Origin of the sequence: Kitasatospora sp. NPDC001527 (assembly GCF_040298605.1) — a bacterium.
Taxonomy (GTDB): domain Bacteria; phylum Actinomycetota; class Actinomycetes; order Streptomycetales; family Streptomycetaceae; genus Kitasatospora.
This window is the reverse complement of record NZ_JBEPAM010000092.1, coordinates 1-15,167: the sequence shown is the minus strand read 5'-3', so window position 1 is coordinate 15,167 and position 15,167 is coordinate 1. Positions and strand designations below refer to the sequence as shown.

The following is a 15,167-nucleotide window of genomic DNA, read 5'->3' as shown; positions in this document are numbered from 1 at the left end:
CGGGGTCCGGCCGGTTACCTTGGGGACGGAGCCCATGCCCATGACCGCGAGCGGGCTCGGCGCGCGGCCGCGGCTCAGCCGGCGAGGGTGTCGGTGCGGACCTCGGTGAGGAAGGCGTCCAGGTTCGCCACCGTGCGGGCGATCTGCTCCTCCACCGGGAGCGACTCGTTGGGCCGGGTGACCGAGGCGGAGTTCTTGCGCCCGCGCACGTAGAGCGAGCAGGCGAGGTCGGCGCAGAGGTAGGTGCCGACGGTGTTGCCCTCGCGGCCCGCCGCGCCGGCCCGGCGGGCCGTGAGCAGCGCGACGCCGGAGCCCGCGTGGGCGGTGACGCACAGCGAGCAGACGTTGGTCTTGGTCAGGCTCCGCCGGAACGACGGCACCCGCAGGGTGACGCCGACCAGCGCGCCGCGGTGCTCGGCGACCAGGTAGGCGCGGTCGGGCGCGCCCTGGTCCCGCCAGCCCAGGAAGTCGAGGTGCTCCCAGGGGAGTTCGGCCAGCCCGCGGGGCAGGCTGAGCCGCCGGGCCTCGCCCTTGGAGCAGTTGACGAAGGACGCGCGGATCTCGGTCTCGTTCAGGGCTCGCATGCCCGGCAAGCTAACACCGGACCACCGGGCGCGTCGCCCGGTTTTTCCCGGGCCGCCCGTCCGCCGGTGGCCCGGGACGTCAGGCCACCGGGTGCGCGACCTGGACGGCGAGGCGCCGCGGGGCGTCCGCGCCGATCCCGGCGAGCAGGTCGTCGAGGCCGAGGAACACCTCCCAGGGCTCGCGCCCGGCCGCCTGCGCGAGGCGGGCCACCACCCGGTCCTCCAGGTCGCGGACCCGGCTGTCCTTCCAGGCCTTGTCGGCCAGGCCGACCAGCAGGTCCTCCAGCGTGGTGCCGGGGTCCGTCCAGCTGCCGTGGGTACGGGCGAAGCGGGCCAGGCGCTCGGGGACGCCGCGGGCGAGCAGCAGCCCGTACCCGGCCCGCTCGTGTAGCGAGCCGGGGACGGAGAGCTCCTCGCGGTGGACGACCTTGCCGATGTCGTGGGTGGCGGCGCCGAACAGCACGGCCTCCCGGTCCACCGGCACGCCGTACCCGGCGCAGCCGTCCAGGACGGCGGCGGCGACCTCGTGGACCAGCCCGAGGTGGGCGACCAGCCGGGGCGGGGCGCCGACCTCGGCGAGCAGGGCCGCGGCGGCCGCGGGCAGCGGCGCGATCCCGTCGGTCACGCCCGCTTGAAGGCGACGCCCGCGTACGCCGAGACGTCCTGCCAGCCCTCGGGCAGGTCGGTGGTGCGCACGTGACCGGCGTCCGGGCGCCAGAGCGGGAGCTGGACGAGGCCGGGGCCGGCGAACTCGAAGTCGCCGAAGAAGGGCTCGACGGCCGCGCGCGGGCGCAGCACCAGCGGGGCGCTCGCGCTGCGGTACACCCGGGTGCCCTCGGCGGCGCTCTCCCGGGAGGCGAAGTCGGGGCTGCCGTGCGAGAGGATCAGCGCGCTGCCGGGGGCGAGCGCCTCGCGCAGGGTGCGGACGATCCGCTCGGCGCCGTCCTCGTCGCGGATGAAGTGCAGGACGGCGACCAGCATCAGGGCGACCGGTTCGCCGAGGTCGACGGCGCCGCGCAGGGCGGGGTGGGCGAGGATCGCCTCGGGCTCGCGCAGGTCGGCCTCGATCACCGAGGTGTGGCCGGCCGGGTGGCCGGCGAGCAGGGCGCGCGCGTGGGTGGCCACGATCGGGTCGTTGTCGACGTAGACGACCCGGGCGTCCGGGGCCACCCGGCGGGCGACCTCGCTGGTGGAGCCGACGGCGGGGATGCCGGTGCCGATGTCGACGAACTGCCGGATGCCCCGGCCGGCCGCGAACTCGACGGCGCGGCCGAGGAACTCGCGGTTGGTGCGGGCCAGCAGCCGCAGCGCCGGGTAGGCGGCGATGGCGGCCTCGGCGGCCTTGCGGTCGGCCTCGAAGTTGTCCTTGCCGCCGAGGTAGTAGTCGTACATCCGGGCCGTGTGCGGGACCCCGGTGTCCAGTTCGGTCGGCGGCTGCCAGTCCCCGGCGCGCGCCCACTCCCAGTCGGTGCCGGTGACGCCGCGCGCCGCCGTCCTGTCCTCGGTCATCTGCCGCCCCCTGGTGTTCGCGTCCGTCCGGGGTGCCCCCGCCGGACGGTTCCTGTCGCTTCCGCCCCGCTCCCGGCAGGCGGCCGGTGGCGGCCCCCACCGCACGGTGCGCCGTGATCGTAACCGACGAAACGCCATCGAAACAGCGGCAGTTCAGGTTTCCGCAGCATCCGAACCATGGTGTGTGTGCACGTCAACACCGTGTGCGGGGTGGCCGGTCCCGGCCGAGGCGAGCGGTCGCCGCCGGGGTGTCGCCGTCCCTATGCTGGCTGCCGATGACTGCCGACCGGCGCACCGTCCTGCGCACCACCGTCAAACTGGCCGCGCTCGCCGCCGGCGGCCTGCTCACCGCCTGCGGCGACCCCGGTCGCCGCCGGGCCGACCCGGGGGTGTTCGCCGCGCGTCCGGAGGCGGTGGACCCGTCGGGCACCGTGGATCCGGCCTGGGCCGGCGGCGAGGGGCCCGCCTCGCCGGAGCCCGCCGGGACGACGGCCGCCGCCTCCCCCGCACCGGCCGCGACCGCCACCGCCCCGCCGGTGCTGCCGCCGCTGGCGCCCGGCACCCCGGTCGAGGTCGCGTACGGGCCGCGCACCGGCCGCGGCGTCGCCCTGACCTTCCACGGCAGCGGCGATCCGGCGCTCGCCGCCGCCCTGCTGGAGATCGCCGAGCGGCGCGGCGTCGGGCTCACCGTGATGGCCGTCGGCAGCTGGCTCGACCAGCAGCCGCAGATGGCCCGCCGGATCCTGGACGGCGGCCACGAGCTGGGCAACCACACCCAGAACCACCAGAACATCTCGACCATGCCACCGGACCGGGCACGGGCCGAGATCGCCCAGTGCGCGGAGCGGCTGCAGCGGCTCACCGGCTCGATCGGCCGCTGGTTCCGCCCGTCGGCGGCCCAGTACGCGACGCCGATGGTGCGGGAGCAGGCGAAGGCGGTCGGGTACGAGCACGTGCTCTCCTTCGACGTGGACCCGCGCGACTACGCCGACCCGGGCGCCGCCGAACTGCAGCGCCGGGTGCTGGGCTCGGTGCGCGGCGGCTCGGTGGTCGCCCTGCACCTGGGCCACCGCTGCACGGTCGACGCGCTGCCGGGCATCCTCGACGGCCTCGGCAGGGCCGGGCTGACCCCGGTCACCGCGAGCCGCCTCTTCGCCTGACCCCCGGTCGGCCGCCGTTCGGAGCGTGCGATGCTTCCGGGATGCGGTACGTCATCATCGGGGCGGGTGCGGTGGGCGGCACGATCGGTGCCCGGCTGCACGGGGTGGCGGCGCCGCTCAACGAGGCCCTGCAGCGGCTGGCCGGGGAGTTCGCCCGCACCGGCCGGGCGCCGGGCTCGCTCACCGAGCGGGAGCTGGCGGAGCTGCGCGCGCCGTGAACCGGACCGCGGCGACCCGGGCCGTCGTGCCCCGGACCGCCGCGCCCCGGACCGCCGCGCGTCAGGCCATCGGGTCGTCGGGCCCGTAGGGGCGCAGCCGCAGGGTGCGGGCGTCCGCCACGCGGATCTCCTCGGCGCGGCGGACGAGTTCCTCCAGGTTGTCGCGTCCGGCGTGCAGGAAGCGCCCGTGCAGCGCGTCGAAGCGCCCGCGGGCGGCGTCCACGACGACGGCGACCATGTACGGGATGGAGCCCCAGCTCGTGGTGTCGCGGAACATCGGCATGCCCGCGGTCATGTCGGTCTCGACCGCGCCGGGGCTGATGTCCAGGATCACCACGTGGTGCTCGGCGAGCGGGTCGGCGAGGTTGTCGGAGAGCTTGAGCAGCGCGCCCTTGGAGGTGGCGTACGCGGTGTACTGGCCGTCGGGGCGCAGCGCGAAGCCGGAGTTGAGGTTGACGACGCGCCCGCGCCGGCGGCGGACCATGCCGGGCAGGACGCAGCGCAGCAGGTTGTAGGGGCCGCGCAGGTTGACCTCGACGACCTGCCACCACTGGTTGACGTCGGTCTCCCAGAGCGGGACCTCGGCGCGGTCGATCTGGCCGGCGTTGTTGACCAGCAGGTCGACGGGGCCCAGGTCGCGTTCGACGACGCGCACGGCCTCGCGGACCGAGCCGGGGCGGGTGACGTCGGCGGTGACGGCGACGCCGCGCGAGCCGTGCCGCGCGCACTCCTTGAGGGTGTCGGTGAGGGTCTCGTGGGTGCGCCCGACGAGGCCGACGGCCATGCCCTCGGCGGCGAGGCCGATGGCGGTCTCCCGGCCGATGCCGCGGCCGGCGCCGGTGACCAGGGCGACCTGTCCCGCGAGCGATCCCGTCGGCATGGCGTGCTCCCTCCGTCCGTCCAGGACCACCCTCGGTCCGGGCCCGCATTCTGTCGCCCGGCGGGCGCGGGCGGGGCGCCAGCGCACGGGCGACGCGGGCGGGCCCACCCGTTCGGGGGAAGGCGCGGGGCGGCGGGTCGGCCGGGGAGGGGATGACCTACTGGCCGGTAGGGAGTAGTAACGTCGTCGGGGCGGTGCACCGGTCCGCACATACCGGTGCCCCGAACCGCCGAACAGCAGCTGCTGGGCCACCACGCTGGGCGACCCCCAGCACCACCGAAGGGCAACTGAGTGAGTGACATCGCGCGCATCGGAGTGATCGGCTGCGGACTGATGGGGTCGGGCATCGCGGAGGTGTTCGCCCGGGCGGGGCTGGAGGTCCTGGTCGCCGAGGCGAGCGGGGAGGCGCTGGAGTTCGGGCGCGCCCGGCTGACCAACTCCCTGGACACCGCCGTGAAGCGCGGCAAGCTGACGCAGGAGCAGCGCGACGAGGCGCTGTCCCGCCTGGCGTTCACCGTCGACCTGGCGGACTTCGCGGACCGTGACCTGGTGGTCGAGGCGGTCGCCGAGCGCGCGGACGTCAAGGTGCAGATCTTCGAGACGCTGGACCGGGTGGTGGAGCGGCGGGACGCGATCCTGGCCTCGAACACCTCCTCGATCCCGATCGTGAAGCTGGCCGCCGCCACCACCCGCCCGGAGCAGGTGATCGGCCTGCACTTCTTCAACCCGGCGCCGGTGCAGAAGCTGGTCGAGGTGATCCCGACGCTGACCACCTCGGCCGCCACCACCGACCGGGTGGAGGCGTTCGCCACCGAGGTGCTGCAGAAGTCGCCGATCCGCGCCCGCGACCGGGCCGGCTTCGTGGTGAACGCGCTGCTGGTGCCGTACCTGCTGTCGGCGGTGCGGATGTTCGAGTCGGGGGTGGCGACCGCCTCCGACATCGACAAGGGCATGGAGGCCGGCTGCGCCCACCCGATGGGCCCGCTGCGGCTGTGCGACCTGATCGGCCTGGACACCATCGTGTCGATCGCCGAGTCGATGTACGACGAGTACAAGGAGCCGCTGTACGCCGCTCCCCCGCTGCTGTCCCGGATGGTCGACGCGGGCCTGCTGGGCCGCAAGTCCGGCCGCGGCTTCTACGACTACACCGCGACCGCCTGACGCCGGTGGGCGGGAGGTCCGGCCGGGGGCCGGCTCCTCCCGCCACCGCGCCGCGGCGGCCGGCCGCCGGCGGTCAGCTGTTGATGGTGTAGCTGTCGCCGTAGACCTTCCACTTCAGCGGCGGGTTGAGGTCGAAGTTCCCGGCGTTGAGGAAGACCAGCTGCTCGGTGTCGACCCGGCTGGTGTCGGCGTGGGCCTCCTCCTGCTTCATGACGACCTTGCGGGCCTCCAGGAAGGCCTTGAGGTAGGTGGCCTCGTCGCCGCCCTGCGCGGGGGTCCTGGCCTTCTTCATGGCGGCCGCGCGGATCCCGCCGAAGCTGTCGGAGCTGGTGCCGGGGCCGTGCATGACGATGGCGTCGTAGTAGATGAACTGGCCGAGCGCGCGCAGGCCGTCGGACTTGGCCCGGCTGACCGAGGGGTTGAAGTAGACCCGGTCGCGCTCCTCGTTCTGGGCCTGCTGGAAGACGGTGTCCTTGGCGGCGGTGGCCCAGTCCCGCTCGAAGGCGGAGCCGAGCCCGGAGTGCGAGTCGGTGCCGTTGACCTTGCGCAGCGCCGGGAGGTACTTGGCGAGGATGTTGCCCGGCTTCAGGTCGGTGTAGTGCTCGACGAGTTCGAGCATGTCACCGGTGCCGGAACAGAAGCCGATGATGCCGGCGGTGTAGCCGCGGCCGTCGTTGATGTCCTCGATGTACTTGTACTGGGCCTTCCAGTCGAGGGAGGAGTTCTCGGCGCTGGACACCAGCTGCATGGCGATGTCCTTCTTGTGCGGGTCGTCCAGGCCCACGGCGGCGAGCCGGACGGTGCCGGCGGCGGGCGCGGCGTGGACGGTGCCGGCGGCCGCGACGGTGGCCGGGGCGGCGACCAGCAGGGCGGCGAGGGCGAGGCGGACGGTGCGGTGCTGGGTACGCATCTGACGCTCCGTTTCCCTGATCCGGGCATGGGGGTGGCCGGACCCGTGAGAGTTAGGAAAGTTTCCTAACTTGATTGAAGCGTTCACGCCGGGCACGGCGCAAGGGGATTGCCCGCAAAGGCACGCGAAAGGGCCCCGACCGGCGTACCGGTCGGGGCCCTTTCGGCAGAACGCCCCGGGCAGGGCGCACTTGACGGGGCGTCAGGCGCCGCGCAGCACCGCGCCGGTGCGGGCGACGGCCTCGGCGACGGCCGCCTCGCGGGCGGCGCTCGCCTCGTCGGCGGTCAGCGTCCGGTCCGCGGCGCGGAACCGCAGCGCGTACGCCAGCGACTTCCTGCCCGCGCCGACCTGCTCGCCGGTGAAGACGTCGAACAGCCGGATCGCCTCCAGCAGTTCGCCGGCCCCGGCGCGCAGCGCGGCCTCCACGTCGGCGGCCGGCACGTCGGCGTCGACGATCAGCGCGACGTCCTGGGTGGCCACCGGGAAGCCGGAGACCGCCGGACCCTCGACCCGCGCGGCGCCGTCGGCGGCCAGCAGGTCCAGGTCGAGCTCCATCGCGCCGGTGCGCTCGGGCAGGCCCATCGCCTTGACGACGCGCGGGTGCAGCTCACCGGCGTGGCCGACCACGCGGTCGGTGCCGGCCACCACCAGCTCCGCGCAGCGGCCCGGGTGCCACGGCATCAGCCGGCCCTGGCGGGCGGTCAGCTCGACGCCGGCGGCGCGGGCCACCGTGCGGGCGGCCTCGATGGCGTCGGCCCAGGTCGCCGGAGCGCCCTTGCCCCACCAGCCGGACGGCAGCCGCTCGCCGGCCAGCGCGACGGCGACCCGGCGCGGCTGGTGCGGCAGCGCGGCGTCCAGCGCGGCCAGCTCCTCGTCGCTGGGCCGGCGGTCGACGGCCGGACGCGGGGCGACCGACAGCTCGTCCTTCGGCAGGAACACCGTGCCCGTCTCGAAGATCGCCAGATCGGTGTTGCCGCGGCCGACGTTGCGGCGCAGCGCCCCGAGCAGGCCCGGCAGCAGCGTGGTGCGCAGCCCCGGCTCCTCGTCGTTCAGCGGGTTGACCAGGGTGACGGTCCGCCGGCGGCGGTCCGCCGGCTCCAGGCCGAGCGACTCGAAGGAGGCCTCGCCGACGAACGGGTAGTTGTTGACCTCGACGTAGCCGGCGCCGGCCAGCGCGACGCCGACCCGGCGGTGCATCCGCTGGGCCTCGGTCAGGCCCTTGCCCGGCGGGACGGTGGGCATCCGGGCGGGGACGTTGTCGTAGCCCTCCAGCCGGATGACCTCCTCGGCGAGGTCGTACGGGTCGGTGAGGTCGGGGCGCCAGGTCGGCGGGGTGACCTCCAGGACGTCGGCGCCGGCGACCGAGCAGCCGATCTCCTGCAGGCGCCGGGTGACGGTCTCGCGGCCGTACGCGGTGCCGGCGACCCGGTCCGGCAGGTCGGCGGCGATGGTGATGGTGCGCACCGGGTGCGGGGCGGCGATGTCGGTGACACCGGCCTCGGCGGTGCCGCCGGCGATCAGCACCAGCAGGTCGACGGCGCGCTGCGCGGCGGCGCGGGCGGCCTCCGGGTCGACGCCGCGCTCGAAGCGCTTGGACGCCTCGGAGGGCAGCTTGTGGCGCTTGGCGCCGCGGGCGATGGCGACCGCGTCGAAGTGCGCCGCCTCGATGATCACCTCGGTGGTGCCCGGGCCGGCGGCCGGGTCGAGGATCTCGGTGGAGGCGCCGCCCATGACGCCGGCCAGGCCGATCGGGCCGCTGTTGTCGCAGATCAGCAGGTCCTCGGCGGACAGCGTGCGCTTGACACCGTCCAGGGTGGTGAGGCTCTCGCCGTCCTCCGCCCGGCGGACCACGATGGGGCCGTCGACGCGCTGCTTGTCGTAGGCGTGCAGCGGCTGGCCGACCTCGAGCATCACGTAGTTGGTGATGTCGACGGCGAGCGAGATCGGGCGGATGCCCGCCTTCTGCAGCCGGCGCTGGAGCCAGATCGGGGACTTGGCGGCCGGGTCGAGGCCGACGACCGTGCGGGCCACGAAGCGGTCGCAGCCGGCCGGGTCGTTGACCTTGACCAGGTAGCCGAAGGAGTTGGCCGGCGGCACGTCGAGCAGCGCCGGGTCGGCCAGCGGCAGCCCGTACGCGGCGGCGGCCTCACGGGCGACGCCGCGCATGGACAGGCAGTAGCCGCGGTCCGGGGTGACGGCGATGTCCAGCACCTCGTCGACGAGCTGGAGCAGCTCGATGGCGTCGGTGCCGGGCTCGTACTCGGGCGGGAGCACGATGATGCCGTTGTGGTCGTCGCCCATGCCGAGCTCGCGGGCCGAGCAGATCATGCCGGCCGAGGTCTGGCCGTAGGTCTTGCGGGCGGAGATCGGGAACGGGCCGGGCAGCACCGCGCCGGGGAGCACCACGACGACCTTGTCGCCGACGGCGAAGTTGCTGGCGCCGCAGACGATCTCCTGCGGCTCGCCGGTGCCGTTGGCGTCGCCGACGTTGACGAAGCAGTGCCGGATCGGCTTCTTGAAGCCGGTCAGCTCCTCGATGGAGAGCACCTCGCCGACCACCAGCGGCCCCTTGAGGTCGCCGCCGAGCTGCTCGACGGTCTCGACCTCCAGGCCGGCGCGGACCAGCCGCTCGGCCACATCGCGGCCGGTCTCGCCGGTCGGCAGGTCGACGTACTCGCGCAGCCAGGAAAGCGGGACGCGCATCAGATCTCCATCCCGAACGGGAGGGTGAAGCGCACGTCACCCTCGACCATGTCGCGCATGTCGGCGACGTTGTGACGGTTCATCAGGATCCGCTCAAGGCCCAGGCCGAAGGCGAACCCGCTGTAGCGACTCGGGTCCACGCCGCAGGCGACCAGCACCCGCGGGTTGACGACGCCGCAGCCGCCGAGCTCGATCCAGCCCTCGGAGCCGCAGGTGCGGCAGGGGCGGTCCGGGTTGCCGACCGACGCGCCGCGGCACACGAAGCACTGCAGGTCGATCTCGGCGCTCGGCTCGGTGAACGGGAAGTACGAGGGCCGCCAGCGCAGCTCCAGGCCGTCGCCGATGAGCGTCGAGACCAGCTGCTCGATGGTGCCCTTGAGGTCGGCGAAGGTGATGCCCTCGTCCACGGCCAGGCCCTCGACCTGGCGGAAGACCGGGGTGTGGGTGGCGTCCAGCTCGTCGGTGCGGTAGACCCGGCCGGGGCAGACGACGTAGACCGGGGGCTCGCGGTCGAGCAGGGTGCGGGCCTGGACCGGGGAGGTCTGGGTGCGCAGCACCACGCCGGAGTCGGCGGAGCCGTCCGGGGCCTGGACGAAGAAGGTGTCCTGCATGGAGCGGGCCGGGTGGTCCGGGCCCAGGTTGAGGGCGTCGAAGTTGAGCCACTCGGCCTCGACCTCGGGGCCCTCGGCCACCTGGTAGCCCATCGCGACGAAGGTGTCCTCGATGCGCTCGGCCAGCGTGGTCAGCGGGTGGCGGGCGCCGCGCGGGGTGCGGTCGTAGGGAAGGGTGACGTCCACCGCCTCCTCGACCAGCACACGGGCGTCGCGCTCGGCCTCCAGTTCGGCCTGCCGCTTGGCGAGCGCCTGGTTGACGGCGCCCCGGGCCTGGCCGATCAGCTTGCCGGCGGCGGCCTTGGCGTGCGGGGGGAGGGCGCCGATCTCGCGGTTGGCCAGGGACAGGGCGGAGCGGTCGCCGGTGTGGGCGACCTTGGCCTGCTTCAGCTCGTCGAGGCTGGTGGCGGCGGCGAACGCGGCGACGGCCTCGTCCCGGGCCGCCTCCACCACCTCGGGCTTGAGGGCCTCGACCTCGACCGGGTCGTACGACTTGTTGGGTGCCGACATCTCTATCTTTCCCGTGCTCCTGCTCGTCCGTGCTCAGGTAAGGGGCTCGTGCCTTCGCGTCACGCCCGGCGTGGCCGGGGCACGGGCAGCCGTTCTCCGAACGAGGGAGGCGGGGTGTCCGCGGCTCGGCCGCGCCGGGCGTTCCACAACGCCAAAGGTCGAGTGTAGTCGCAGCGCTTGGCGCGACTGCCGTCAAGCCCGCCCGGGGGACCGACCACCACGCGCTCACAGCATGCTGTGTTCGTCGTTCGTGCTCCTTCAGAGCATGAAGTCGGGCACCCCGGCGGGCAGGATAAATCGGAACCGGGCGCCGCCGCCGGGCGCGCGGTCGACGCGGATCGAGCCGCCGTGGGCCTCCACGATGCCCTTGACGATGTAGAGGCCGAGCCCGGTGCCGCCGCGCTTGGAGCCGCGCCAGAAGCGGGTGAAGACGCGCGGCACCGCCTCCTCGGGGATGCCGCTGCCTTCGTCGCTCACGGTGACCGCTGTGCCTTCCACGATGCGGGGCGGGGTGCCGGGGCGCTCCCAGACGGGGGCCTCGACGACCTCCTTGGCCGGTGCCACCTCGATGGTGACAGTCCCGTCACCGTGCCGCACGGCATTTTCCAGCAGGTTGGCGAGCACCTGGTCGACCTTGTCGGGGTCGGCCCACAGCACGGTGAGCGGCTCGCTGACCCGGACGTCGAAGCGCTCCTCGGGGATGCCGGTGGCGACCTTGCGCTCGACGTGCCGGCGCACCGCGGCGGCCAGGTCGACGACCTGCTTGCGCAGCTCCAGCCGGCCGGCGTCGATCCGGGAGATGTCCAGCAGCTCGGCGATCAGCCGGGTGACCCGGTCGGCGTCGGCGTCCACGGTCTCCAGCATCAGCCGCTTCTGCCCGTCGGTGAACCGCTCCCACTTGGCGAGCAGGGTCGCGGTGAACCCCTTGACGCTGGTGAGCGGCGAGCGCAGCTCGTGCGCGACGGTGGCGATCAGCTCGGCGTGGCTGCGCTCGGTGCGCCGGCGGGCCTCGGTGCCGCGCAGGGCGATCACCAGCCGCTCCAGCGGTCCCCCGGCCCGGCTGCGGACGTAGCGGGCGGAGACGAGCACCTCGCGCCCGCCGGGCAGCAGCAGGTTGCGCTCCGGCTGGCCGGTGCGCACCGCCAGGCCGCCGTACGGGTCGGTCAGCTGCCACCAACGGCGGCCGTCGAGGTCCTCCAACGGCAGGACGTCCTCCAGCGCGCTGCCGAGCGCCGCCTGCGCGGCGACGCCGGTCAGCCGGGCGGCGGCCCGGTTGAAGCGGACCACCCGGCCCAGGGCGTCGGCGACCACCAGGCCGTCCGGCAGGTCGTCCGGGTCGAGCTCTGGCCCGCTGCCGACCATGGGTGTCCTCCCCGATTACCCACCGTGTCTTTCCCCCCACCGAGGCAGACCCTAGCGCCTCGCAGCCCCCTGTAGTAGGGCCCGCGTCATCGGGCCCCCGGCGAGTTGCCGGCGCGGGTCAGCGCGTGGCGCGGCACCCGCCGGGAGAGCGCTGGGCGCGGGCCGAGGCGTAGAGGCAGACGGCGGCGGCGGTGGCCAGGTTGAGGCTCTCGGCGTGGCCGTGGATCGGCACGCGCACGACCTCGTCGGTCAGTGCGCGGGTCTCCTCCGGGAGCCCCCACGCCTCGTTGCCGAACACCCATGCGCCCGGCGCGCCCAGGGTGCCCTCGTCGAGCTCCTGGTCGAGGTCGCGCTCCCCCGCGCCGTCGGCGGCCAGCACCCGCACCCCGGCCTCGCGCAGCCTGCCGATCGCCTCCTCGACCGGCACGCCGACGGCGACCGGGAGGTGGAAGAGGCTGCCGACCGAGGCCCGCACGGCCTTCGGGTTGTAGAGGTCCACGGAGGCGTCGGTGAGCACCACGGCGTCCGCGCCGGCCGCGTCGGCGGTGCGCAGCACGGTGCCCGCGTTGCCGGGGTCGCGCACGTGGGCGAGCACGGCGACCAGCCGGGGGCGGGCGGCGAGCACGTCGGCGAACGGCGTGTCGATGAAGCGGCAGAGCGCGACGATGCCCTGCGGGGTCACCGTGTCGCAGATCCCGGCGACCACCTCGTCGGTGGCGGTGAGCACCGGCAGCCCCTCGGCGAGGGCGGCCTCGACGATGGCGGCGTGCCGCTCGGCGGCCTCGGGGGTGGCGTACACCTCGACGACGGCGTGCTCGCCCGAGCCCGGCAGCCGCCCGAACGCGACGGCCTCGCGCACGGCCTGCGGGCCCTCGGCGAGGAAGCGGCGCTCCTTGCCGCGCTGGCTCCGCTTGGCGAGCCGCCGGGCGGCGACCACGCGGGGCGAGCGCAGGGAGGTGAGCAGGGGGGTGTCGGTGCTCGGCATGATCTCGTCTCTGTCCTGGCTGACCGGGAGGACCGGGGTAACGCAAAACCGGACCCGCAGGATCGAGCCTGCGGGTCCGGTCAGCTCAACTCGACTGATCCAGGAGGATCAGGCGGCGTCGGCGGCGGCCTTCGGGGCGTTCACGTCGGCCGGCAGCGCCTTCTGGGCCACCTCGACCAGGGCGGCGAAGGCACCCGGGTCGTTGACGGCCAGGTCGGCCAGCATCTTGCGGTCGATCTCGACGCTGGCGGCCTTCAGGCCCTGCACGAAGCGGTTGTAGGTGATGCCGTTGGCACGGGCCGCAGCGTTGATGCGCTGGATCCACAGCTGACGGAAGTCGCCCTTGCGCTTCTTGCGGTCGTTGAAGTTGTAGACCAGCGAGTGGGTGACCTGCTCCTTGGCCTTGCGGTACAGGCGCGAGCGCTGGCCGCGGTAGCCGCTGGCGCGCTCCAGGATGACCCGGCGCTTCTTGTGGGCGTTCACTGCCCGCTTGACGCGTGCCACTTGATTACTCCTTGGGTTGGACCACGGACTACTTCACGTGGTCCGTCATTCGAATGGGTCGGGAAGGATCAGCTGCCCCGCACGCGGCTCGCGCCGGGCGGGAGGGCGATCACTTGCCGAGAAGCTTCTTGATCTTCTTGGCGTCGGCGGGGGCCAGCTCGATCGTCCCGGCCAGCTTGCGGGTCAGCGTGGAGGGCTTGTGCTCCAGGAGGTGGCGGCGGCCGGCGCGCTCGCGCAGCACCTTGCCAGAGCCACTGATCTTGAAGCGCTTGCTGGCGCCACTGTGCGTCTTCTGCTTCGGCATTTCGCCGTATCTCCTCGTCGGTCCGTCCACGCCCGCGCGGTGTGCGCCGCGCGGGCGTGAAGGAATGGATCTGCGGTGACCGGGCGGGGCGCCCCGTCACCCTGGTGGCCGGTCTCCCGGGCTCTGCTGACCTGGGAAGGTCAGGCGCCCTGGGAGGCCTCGGCCGGCTGCTCGACCGGAGCGTCGGCCTCGGGGGCCTCCGTCTCGTCGGCGGCGTCCTGGACCTCGGCGAGCTCGGCGGGCTCGGCATCGGCGTCGGCCTCGACGGCGGCGTCGGGGCCGGCGGTGCGGCCCTGGCGCTCGGCCTTGCGGGCGTCAGCGGCGGCGCGGGCCTCGGCCATCGCCTCGGTCTTCTTCTTGTGCGGGCCGAGAACCATGATCATGTTACGGCCGTCCTGCTTCGGCGAGGACTCGACGAAGCCCAGGTCCTGGACGTCGTCGGCGAGCCGCTGGAGCAGACGGAAGCCCAGCTCGGGGCGGGACTGCTCACGACCGCGGAACATGATCGTGATCTTGACCTTGTCGCCCTGCTTGAGGAACCGGACGACGTGACCCTTCTTGGTGTCATAGTCGTGCGGGTCGATCTTCGGCCGGAGCTTCATCTCCTTGATGACCGTGTGCGCCTGGTTCTTGCGCGCCTCACGGGCCTTCATGGCCGACTCGTACTTGAACTTGCCGTAGTCCATGAGCTTGCACACCGGCGGCCGGGCGGTCGCCGCGACCTCGACCAGGTCGAGGTCGTACTCCTGCGCGAGCTCCAGCGCCTTGGCAAGCGGCACGATGCCGACCTGCTCGCCGCTGGGACCGACGAGTCGCACCTCGGGGACGCGAATCCGGTCGTTGATGCGGGGCTCGGTGCTGATGGGGCCTCCTCGGTTGCACCTTCTGCGATGCGGCCGTCGGACGGCGGTCGCACGTAGTGGACTCGACCACTGGGCGGGGCTTCATTCGTGCTGCGCTGTACCCGGCTCCCTTCGGCCGTTCACACCGCGACACGAAAAAAGCCCCGCTCGGTACAAGCGGGGCTCCACACAACCGGGGGCGGCACCCGGTGAGGGGTGCTGCGGCGACCGTCGGCGCACTGGGCGCCCGTCGCGGACCGGACCCGTCGACCGCGAGGCCGATCAGGTGGGAGACTTTCGCGGTTGCCCTCTCGGGCCTCCTGGGTGGAGCCTCCACTTGCTGGCCGGACATCCGCGAAGACGTCTGGCCGGTCAGTCTCGAAGCATACAGCGCCGGGGGGTCGAACGCTATTCCGCCCCCGCGCGCCCCGGCTTGTACGCTCCCTCTGTACGGACACCGGCACGACGGAACGAGCCCCCCTTGAGCAGCGAGCCCATCCAGAACCCCGCCGCGGACGACGAGGCCATCGGCTTCGACGACCTCACCCGGGACATCGCCGAGGTCCCGGCGGTCGAGGTGATCACCACCGTCGCGGTGCACCTGATGAGCGCTGCCGCCGTGAAGTGCGGCCTCGCCGAGGGCGGCGAGAAGGACAAGGACCTCGACGAGGCCCGCAAGCTCATCACCGCGCTGGCCGGACTGGTCACCGCCGGCGCCCCGGAGATCAGCAACTTCCACGCCGCGCCGCTGCGCGACGGCCTGCGCTCGCTGCAGCTGGCCTTCCGCGAGGCCTCGATCGTCCCGGACGCCCCGGGTGCCGGCCCGGGCGAGAAGTTCACCGGTCCGGTCTACTCCTGAGGCCCCCGGCGGGGGGGGGGGGGGGGGGGCGGTCCGGGCGCGGCCGCCGGCCGCGGGGGAGCCGC

Annotated in this window: 16 protein-coding genes; 4 read left to right on the top strand and 12 right to left on the bottom strand. The window is 73.8% G+C overall.

All coding sequences use genetic code 11. The features are described from left to right. Positions 1-74: 74 nt before the first annotated feature. From ABT238_RS37870 to ABT238_RS37860, 3 genes are all read right to left on the bottom strand, one after another. Positions 75-584 carry an FBP domain-containing protein gene (locus ABT238_RS37870; RefSeq protein ID WP_350570998.1) on the bottom strand — a complete coding sequence of 170 codons (510 nt, stop codon included), beginning with the start codon at positions 582-584 and terminating at the stop codon, positions 75-77. Positions 585-663: 79 nt separating this feature from the next. Beyond that, positions 664-1,209 carry an HD domain-containing protein gene (locus ABT238_RS37865; RefSeq protein WP_350806788.1) on the bottom strand — a complete coding sequence of 182 codons (546 nt, stop codon included), beginning with the start codon at positions 1,207-1,209 and terminating at the stop codon, positions 664-666. Then, the gene (locus ABT238_RS37860; protein WP_350571001.1) at positions 1,206-2,093 is read right to left on the bottom strand and encodes an SAM-dependent methyltransferase; all 888 of its coding nucleotides are present in this window, start codon (positions 2,091-2,093) and stop codon (positions 1,206-1,208) included. Before ABT238_RS37860 ends, ABT238_RS37865 begins: the two co-directional genes overlap by 4 nt. Positions 2,094-2,368: 275 nt before the next feature. On the opposite strand from ABT238_RS37860, the gene ABT238_RS37855 reads away from it, so the two are divergent. Further along, positions 2,369-3,253: a polysaccharide deacetylase family protein gene (locus tag ABT238_RS37855; protein WP_350806784.1), complete on the top strand. Its 885-nt coding sequence runs from the start codon at positions 2,369-2,371 to the stop codon at positions 3,251-3,253. Between the two features lie 41 nt (positions 3,254-3,294). Continuing rightward, complete coding sequence (locus ABT238_RS37850) at positions 3,295-3,471, top strand: hypothetical protein (RefSeq protein ID WP_350806781.1); 177 nt, start codon at positions 3,295-3,297, stop codon at positions 3,469-3,471. Positions 3,472-3,532: 61 nt separating this feature from the next. Here the strand turns inward: ABT238_RS37850 and ABT238_RS37845 are convergent, their stop codons facing one another. Next, positions 3,533-4,351: an SDR family NAD(P)-dependent oxidoreductase gene (locus ABT238_RS37845; RefSeq protein ID WP_350571005.1), complete on the bottom strand. Its 819-nt coding sequence runs from the start codon at positions 4,349-4,351 to the stop codon at positions 3,533-3,535. 291 nt (positions 4,352-4,642) lie between these two features. Here ABT238_RS37845 and ABT238_RS37840 point away from each other — a divergent pair, with 291 nt between their 5' ends. Further along, a complete protein-coding gene (locus ABT238_RS37840) occupies positions 4,643-5,512 on the top strand; it encodes a 3-hydroxybutyryl-CoA dehydrogenase (RefSeq protein WP_350571006.1) in 870 nt (289 codons plus the stop codon). 73 nt (positions 5,513-5,585) lie between these two features. Here ABT238_RS37840 and ABT238_RS37835 read toward each other — a convergent pair whose 3' ends face one another. The 8 genes from ABT238_RS37835 to infC all read right to left on the bottom strand — a co-directional run bounded on the left by ABT238_RS37835 (position 5,586) and on the right by infC (position 14,264). After that, a complete protein-coding gene (locus tag ABT238_RS37835) occupies positions 5,586-6,422 on the bottom strand; it encodes a chitosanase (RefSeq protein WP_350806777.1) in 837 nt (278 codons plus the stop codon). 201 nt (positions 6,423-6,623) lie between these two features. Continuing rightward, positions 6,624-9,125, bottom strand: a complete 2,502-nt coding sequence (pheT, locus tag ABT238_RS37830; RefSeq protein ID WP_350806773.1) for a phenylalanine--tRNA ligase subunit beta — start codon at positions 9,123-9,125, stop codon at positions 6,624-6,626. Beyond that, on the bottom strand, positions 9,125-10,246 hold the full coding sequence (pheS, locus tag ABT238_RS37825; protein WP_350571011.1) for a phenylalanine--tRNA ligase subunit alpha: 1,122 nt from the start codon (positions 10,244-10,246) through the stop codon (positions 9,125-9,127). The genes pheT and pheS overlap by 1 nt, the downstream gene beginning before the upstream one ends. 258 nt (positions 10,247-10,504) lie before the next feature. Continuing rightward, positions 10,505-11,608: a sensor histidine kinase gene (locus ABT238_RS37820; protein ID WP_350806764.1), complete on the bottom strand. Its 1,104-nt coding sequence runs from the start codon at positions 11,606-11,608 to the stop codon at positions 10,505-10,507. 118 nt (positions 11,609-11,726) lie between these two features. Next, a complete protein-coding gene (locus tag ABT238_RS37815) occupies positions 11,727-12,593 on the bottom strand; it encodes a TrmH family RNA methyltransferase (RefSeq protein ID WP_350571014.1) in 867 nt (288 codons plus the stop codon). Positions 12,594-12,701: 108 nt separating this feature from the next. Further along, positions 12,702-13,097 carry a 50S ribosomal protein L20 gene (gene rplT, locus ABT238_RS37810; RefSeq protein ID WP_030395970.1) on the bottom strand — a complete coding sequence of 132 codons (396 nt, stop codon included), beginning with the start codon at positions 13,095-13,097 and terminating at the stop codon, positions 12,702-12,704. A 109-nt stretch (positions 13,098-13,206) separates the two neighbouring features. After that, positions 13,207-13,401 (bottom strand): 50S ribosomal protein L35, encoded by a 195-nt coding sequence (rpmI, locus tag ABT238_RS37805; protein WP_045701618.1) that lies wholly within the window; start codon positions 13,399-13,401, stop codon positions 13,207-13,209. Between the two features lie 140 nt (positions 13,402-13,541). Further along, a complete protein-coding gene (gene infC / locus ABT238_RS37800; protein ID WP_350806792.1) occupies positions 13,542-14,264 on the bottom strand; it encodes a translation initiation factor IF-3 in 723 nt (240 codons plus the stop codon). Positions 14,265-14,724: 460 nt separating this feature from the next. On the opposite strand from infC, the gene ABT238_RS37795 reads away from it, so the two are divergent. Next, positions 14,725-15,102: a DUF1844 domain-containing protein gene (locus tag ABT238_RS37795; protein ID WP_350571016.1), complete on the top strand. Its 378-nt coding sequence runs from the start codon at positions 14,725-14,727 to the stop codon at positions 15,100-15,102. Positions 15,103-15,167 lie beyond the last annotated feature (65 nt).